10 protein-coding genes are annotated in these 5,693 nt (G+C 48.0%); 9 read left to right on the forward strand and 1 reads right to left on the reverse strand.

Annotation, left to right across the window (positions count from 1 at the left end):
• The 6 genes from LKK83_RS02585 to LKK83_RS02610 form a co-directional block, all read left to right on the forward strand.
• A partial coding sequence (locus LKK83_RS02585) for a hypothetical protein (protein ID WP_324629233.1) occupies positions 1-216 on the forward strand: 216 nt, incomplete at its 5' end.
• Positions 217-275: 59 nt separating this feature from the next.
• On the forward strand, positions 276-545 hold the full coding sequence (locus LKK83_RS02590; RefSeq protein ID WP_324629234.1) for a hypothetical protein: 270 nt from the start codon (positions 276-278) through the stop codon (positions 543-545).
• A gap of 2 nt (positions 546-547) precedes the next feature.
• The gene (locus LKK83_RS02595; RefSeq protein ID WP_324629236.1) at positions 548-874 is read left to right on the forward strand and encodes a type II toxin-antitoxin system RelE family toxin; all 327 of its coding nucleotides are present in this window, start codon (positions 548-550) and stop codon (positions 872-874) included.
• Between the two features lie 60 nt (positions 875-934).
• Positions 935-1,069 (forward strand): hypothetical protein, encoded by a 135-nt coding sequence (locus LKK83_RS02600; RefSeq protein WP_324629238.1) that lies wholly within the window; start codon positions 935-937, stop codon positions 1,067-1,069.
• 88 nt (positions 1,070-1,157) lie between these two features.
• Positions 1,158-2,189, forward strand: coding sequence for an MraY family glycosyltransferase (locus tag LKK83_RS02605; protein ID WP_324629240.1), 1,032 nt, complete (start codon positions 1,158-1,160; stop codon positions 2,187-2,189).
• Positions 2,190-2,270: 81 nt separating this feature from the next.
• On the forward strand, positions 2,271-2,981 hold the full coding sequence (locus LKK83_RS02610; RefSeq protein WP_324629242.1) for a phosphoribosyltransferase: 711 nt from the start codon (positions 2,271-2,273) through the stop codon (positions 2,979-2,981).
• A 61-nt stretch (positions 2,982-3,042) separates the two neighbouring features.
• Here LKK83_RS02610 and LKK83_RS02615 read toward each other — a convergent pair whose 3' ends face one another.
• Positions 3,043-3,276, reverse strand: a complete 234-nt coding sequence (locus LKK83_RS02615) for a hypothetical protein (RefSeq protein WP_324629243.1) — start codon at positions 3,274-3,276, stop codon at positions 3,043-3,045.
• A gap of 372 nt (positions 3,277-3,648) precedes the next feature.
• Here LKK83_RS02615 and LKK83_RS02620 point away from each other — a divergent pair, with 372 nt between their 5' ends.
• The 3 genes from LKK83_RS02620 to LKK83_RS02630 all read left to right on the forward strand — a co-directional run bounded on the left by LKK83_RS02620 (position 3,649) and on the right by LKK83_RS02630 (position 5,506).
• On the forward strand, positions 3,649-3,909 hold the full coding sequence (locus tag LKK83_RS02620) for a hypothetical protein (protein ID WP_324629244.1): 261 nt from the start codon (positions 3,649-3,651) through the stop codon (positions 3,907-3,909).
• Between the two features lie 177 nt (positions 3,910-4,086).
• Positions 4,087-4,731 (forward strand): hypothetical protein, encoded by a 645-nt coding sequence (locus LKK83_RS02625; protein ID WP_324629245.1) that lies wholly within the window; start codon positions 4,087-4,089, stop codon positions 4,729-4,731.
• 193 nt (positions 4,732-4,924) lie between these two features.
• On the forward strand, positions 4,925-5,506 hold the full coding sequence (locus LKK83_RS02630) for a Uma2 family endonuclease (protein ID WP_324629246.1): 582 nt from the start codon (positions 4,925-4,927) through the stop codon (positions 5,504-5,506).
• Positions 5,507-5,693 lie beyond the last annotated feature (187 nt).

Raw genomic sequence — 5,693 nt, forward strand, 5'->3', positions numbered from 1 at the left:
CGCTTTGACTACGCCTTTAAGAGTTCATTTCTGGACTGCTTAAGAATCTGCGCGTCAAAAGAGCCGCAGAGTGTCAAAGAAGAATCCTACCCAACTTTGTTTGGAACAAATGATAGCGCATTCGCGCCGCTACGCGAACGCCTCCTGGGTTCCCTCGTAATCGATAGCAGCAAAATCCGCGATACCCTAGACTACATTAAACTTATTGGTATATAATCATAGGAACCGTCATCCAAAACCTGCCCTTCTGCAACTTTCATGAATGAGGCTATACAATGAATATCTCCGAACTTCAAAATCTAGTTAAATATATTTCCAATGCCCAAGGGGAAAAAACTGCAGTAATTATTCCGATCGAAGTTTGGAACAGTTTGTTGCAAAAAATTACCTCGGTCGAACTCTATTCAACCCTCAGTGGACTCAGCTCCGTTGATGAAAATGAGCCAAAAACTCAGATTCTAGCTGACTTACAAGAGTCTATTCGCGCAGCCAGAGCCGGAGAAACTTACCCGATTTCCCAATTATGGGAAGACCTGGATAGTTGATTATGGCAGAAGTTCGTTTTACCGCACCTTTTAAACGTCGTTTCAAAGATCTCTCTAAACGTTATCGTAAAATTCAGGAAGATGTTCGACCAATAATTGAGACTTTAGAAGCCGGAGAAATTATCGGCCAACAAATTGCTGGTACTGATTTTACTATATTTAAAGTTAGGTCGAAAAATAGCGATATTCCGACAGGCAAAAGTGGTGAATACCGATTAATTTATCAGTTATCTTCACCTGAATGTATTTGGCTACTGTTAATATATGCAAAATCCGACCAAGAAGATGTCACTATAGCAGAAATTAAAGATGCGATTTTGAATGCTTAATTTAGATACCGATTGATAATACTGTCGCTTGCCATAATTTAAACACATTGACCCAGAGCAATGCCCATATTGAAAACCTTCGCCTTGGGCGATCGCTCGCTGACATCATGCCGTAAATTAAATTGCGATCGCCTACGGCAACGCGATCGCTCCCTCTCAACACCCCCACCATCGATCGCCTCCTCGGTTCCCTAGTCGTTGATAGCAGCAAAATCCACAATACCCTAAACTGGCGATCGCCCTTTACGATAGATGAGGGTCTCCAGCAAACTCTTCGTCCATCATGCGACTCCTGATTCTATCGATTGCCACCTTCATCCTCAGCCTCCTCACCACAGGCTGGCTCAAACAACGCTTCAGCCAAAACCTCCTAGACATCCCCAACGATCGCAGTTCCCACAGCCAACCCACCCCACGCGGCGGCGGCTTGGGCTTCATCATTGCCTTCGCCACCACCACCCTCCTCACCGCCATTATCTCCCACTCCTTTCCCCAACTCTCCCCAGTCAAAACCTTACGCCTAACCCCCCTCCAACCCTTCCTACTGCAAATTTGGAGTATCCTGACTCCCCTAGCCATCATCGGTATCCTCGACGATCGCCACAACCTCCCCGCATCTATCCGCTACCTCATTCAACTCGCTGCTGCCGGTATCGCCGTTGCCTGTTTTGGCCCCTTCCCTCAACCTTGGCTGACTGGCTTCGGCATCACCGGACAACTCACCGCCTACATCCTCACCCTCATCGCCATCACCGCCCTGATTAACTTCTACAACTTCATGGACGGTCTCGATGGTCTGGTAGCTGGAGTCACCGCCGTGCAACTGGGCTTCCTCGCCCTCTACCTCAACCAACCCCTCTGGTGGCTCCTGGTTGCGGCTCTCCTGGGCTTTCTGTGGTGGAACTGGTCTCCTGCGAAAATCTTTATGGGTGATGTGGGCAGTACCGTCCTCGGCGCAACCATAGCGATCGCCCTCCTCAACGCAGACAATCCCATCCAAGCTTGGACAGCCCTCGCCATCACCCTCCCCCTCACCGCCGACGCCATCTATACCCTCATCCGCCGCCTCATCCGCCGGGAAAACATCTTCAAAGCCCACCGCAGCCATTTGTATCAAAGATTGCAGCAGTCCGGTTGGACTCACGCCCAAGTTGCCAGTACCTATATTGGGGTCACTGTGCTGATTGCTGGGAGTATTCTGGTTTGGGGTGCGATTGGTGGTTGGATAGGTTTAGCCCTTGTGGTGGTGGGGATAATAGGAGGAGAGGTTTATTTGAGGGGAGAACGGGAAACGGGTCAGAAATCTGCTTTCTAGACGTAAAGATTGGGGGTTTGGCTAGAATTCCGGCAAGAAAGCCGGTTTCTCAGGGGCTATTCAGTGGAGGTTGTTTGGCTAATGACAGTTGTGCGATTTCCTTGGGATGAATTTCCATCGGTATGGATTCATGCCCCAGAATTAGAAGTTAAAAAGCATTTTGCCTACCGTGCAGCCAAATCAGGAGACCCTGATGCTGCTTATCAGTTGGTGAATGAGATGCTTTCAGAACAAGTAGTAGAGCAGTTGGCATCTACATTTGAGGGCACCCAGGTGACATTAGTTTCAGCCCACGCGATTGAGAATATCGGTGTGAACGCAATTCCTGAAGCATTAGCCAATTGCCTAGCTCAGAAATTACATTGGCGGGCCGACAGCAGCATCGTTCAAACGAATATTGTCGCCCATACAGGAGCCGATGGGTTTTCTCCTCTTGCCCGACAAGCTAAGTTTGAGGGAAAAGTTATCCCAGACAAATGTTATCTTTTAGTTGACGACTTTATAGGACAAGGTGGAACCCTCGCCAACCTACGCTCTCATATTATTCAGGGCGCAGGAAAGGTCATGGGTGCAACAGTCCTAACGGGCAAACCTTATTCAGCCAATCTCGCTTTAACAGAAACCAGTCTAAATGCACTGAGGTTAAAACATGGATGCGAACTTGAACAATGGTGGCAAAACCGATTCGGCTTCAACTTTGACTGCCTTACAGAGTCTGAAGCACGTTACTTGCTCAAAACCCCGACAATTGACCGAATCCGAGATAGAATTGCTCAGACAGAGCAAAGTTGAAATTGCCATGCGGGTTAGGGAGCTTTCTCAGTTAAGTAAAACGACGGAGCATTAACAACATTCAGGAGAACTCCCAATCTGAGTCAGGGGTGGCCGGTGCGATCGGATCGTCAAGTAGGCGAACTGTACCCGCTAGTTTTTGAGAAGGCTGGCGACGTCTTGGAGTGGCAACGGCATCCTCGGACATGACTGGGAGGACGATCGCTTCATATTGGCGATCGCTGGTTAAAGAAGGCGGTAGATCGATAACCAGTTGACCATTCACGGGTTTGGTAATGATTCGTAGCGCTTCCATAGCCACCTCCGGACTCGGCACAACGCCTAGATTCTAGCACTAGAACGAAAAAGTTCTGAGGCTGTGAAAATGATACCGTTTTTCTAAAACATCGCTCGATATACCTGGTAGGGACACAGCACTGCTGTGTCCTCTTTTATCGGGAACAGAGGTATGGATGGGCGATCGCTTGTTTACGCCCGAAGGTTAAAACTATAGATGAAAAGCGATCGCATCCTCGCAGAGGACAGGGTATTGCCTAGTCCTCGATCGAGCAAAGCTGAGGTTTATTTGAGTCGTCAGGTAAGCCAAGATTGGAAGATCGCAAAGCCGCTTTATTCGGCGTTTTATGCTATCGTGAGATGAAAGCACAATGATAGCAAAGCTTCTAACATGGCTAATATCAGTGTCAGAGGAATTGAACCGGAAACCCTCTCCAAGCTGAAAGCACTGGCAAAAAAAGAAAACACCAGCGTCAATGCCTTAGTTCTGCGTCTGCTCGATCGCAGTGTTGGTGTCAGCCCGGAAAAACCCCTCTACCAGCGACATGAAGACCTGAGCGAATTAGCTGGTGCTTGGAGCCAAAAAAAAGCCAAGGAATTTGAGGCCAATACCGCCTGCTTTCGCAACATTGACCCACAGCAATGGCAATAAATTGTGCGACCCATTTTGCTAGACACCAAATGCCGTAAATTGCGATCGCTCATAACGAGTCGGACAGACAGCACACAGAAAGAATATCGCGATCGGGATACAGCACTGCTGTGTCCCTACGGGTTTTGGTAGAGACCCCTATAATGCAGATTATATGTAAATCTCCATCCCTATCTGATGACCTTTAACACCCAAATTGATATAAACGCTCAACGGCGAAGACAATTCATTACTCTGGTGATGAAACGAGTTCAGCCGGGGACGGGTAGCGGTCTGGATTTTCTCAACAAACGCACCTGGACTTATCCCGTGACCGATATTAAAGCAATCGTTACTAAAACTCCATTTGCGATCGTGGGTGGGATTGCCACCCGGCTTTATATGCCGGAACGAATGACTTTAGATTTGGATATTTTAGTTTGCGTTCGAGATGCAAAATCCCTGTATGCAGAACTAACAAAAGCAGGCAGTCAAAAAATTGGAGAATTAGCCCTTCCAAGGAGTCAGTGGGAATTACCGGATGGAACTTCTCTCGATGTCCTCGAATTAAATGCGGATTGGGTTCCCGAAGCGATCGCTACTCCGAACATAGCTCCAAATGGCTTGCCCATTATTGCCTTACCCTATCTAGTTCTGATGAAATTACAATCGGCACGAACCCAAGATTTGAGTGATGTGAGTCGGATGATGGGCGCGGCAAACCCCGATGAAATTGCCGAAGTTAAACAGGCGATCGCCCAATATTTGCCTGGAGCATTAGAGGATTTGGAAAGCCTAATTGTCTTAGGTCAGTTAGAACGAAGACCGCCAGGAGAACGTTGATAGGCATCCCAATAAAATAGAGATAGCGATCGCCGTTTTATAGGATCGGTCTCCTTCGTAGGGTAGGCAGGGTGGTAAGAATGAGTCGCTTCCTTTACTGGAAGCGAGCGACCCTGCCCACTCTACCCACTACCCAACTGACGATCGTGCCCGATAAAATTACAAATAAAGCTCACCAACTAGGTTGACACCGATGACTGCTACTGCCGAAAAATCTCTCACCCTAGAAGAATTCCTCCAACAGCCAGAAACCAAACCTGCTAGTGAATTCATCGACGGAAAAATCATCCAAAAACCCATGCCAAAAGGAAGACACAGTTGTTTACAGTACGAAACCTGCAACGTCATTAACCAAGTCACAAAAAATGACAAAATAGCCTACGCCTTTCCCGAACTGCGGTGCAGTTTTGGAAATCGCTCTATCGTTCCGGATATTGCCGTCTTCCGGTGGCAACAGATTCCATTTCTTCCTGATGGGGAAGTACCCGATCGCTTTGACCTCACCCCAGATTGGATTATAGAAATTCTCTCCCCCGAAAAAAAACCCAACAAAGTGATTGGTAATATCCTCTACTGTATCGAACGGGGTAGCCAACTCGGTTGGTTTCTCGACCCAGACGATCGCAGCATTCTGGTATTTTTCCGCGAAGGCCAACCCAGACTCTTGGAACAGAACGACACTCTTCCCGTACTAGAAGGAATCGAGCTAAACCTCACCGTCGAGCAGGTATTTAGTTGGCTAAAAATGGGAGCTTCAGCAGACAACACCCCCTAGAGCTTTTATCAAATGAAAGCTACCGCCCCGTAGGGTGTGTGACCCCCGCAATGCCATCGCGTAATTTGCCCCCCAATCCTCTCCGGGGGCCTGAGCACGAAATGGAGTCATTACGAAAGAAGGACGAGAGTTTGAAAGCTACGTTTTAAAAAACGTAGATGAAAAACGAACGGCGACTTTAGTCGCC

The sequence above is a fragment of the Phormidium sp. CCY1219 genome, from assembly GCF_035615515.1.
GTDB lineage: Bacteria > Cyanobacteriota > Cyanobacteriia > Cyanobacteriales > Laspinemataceae > CCY1219.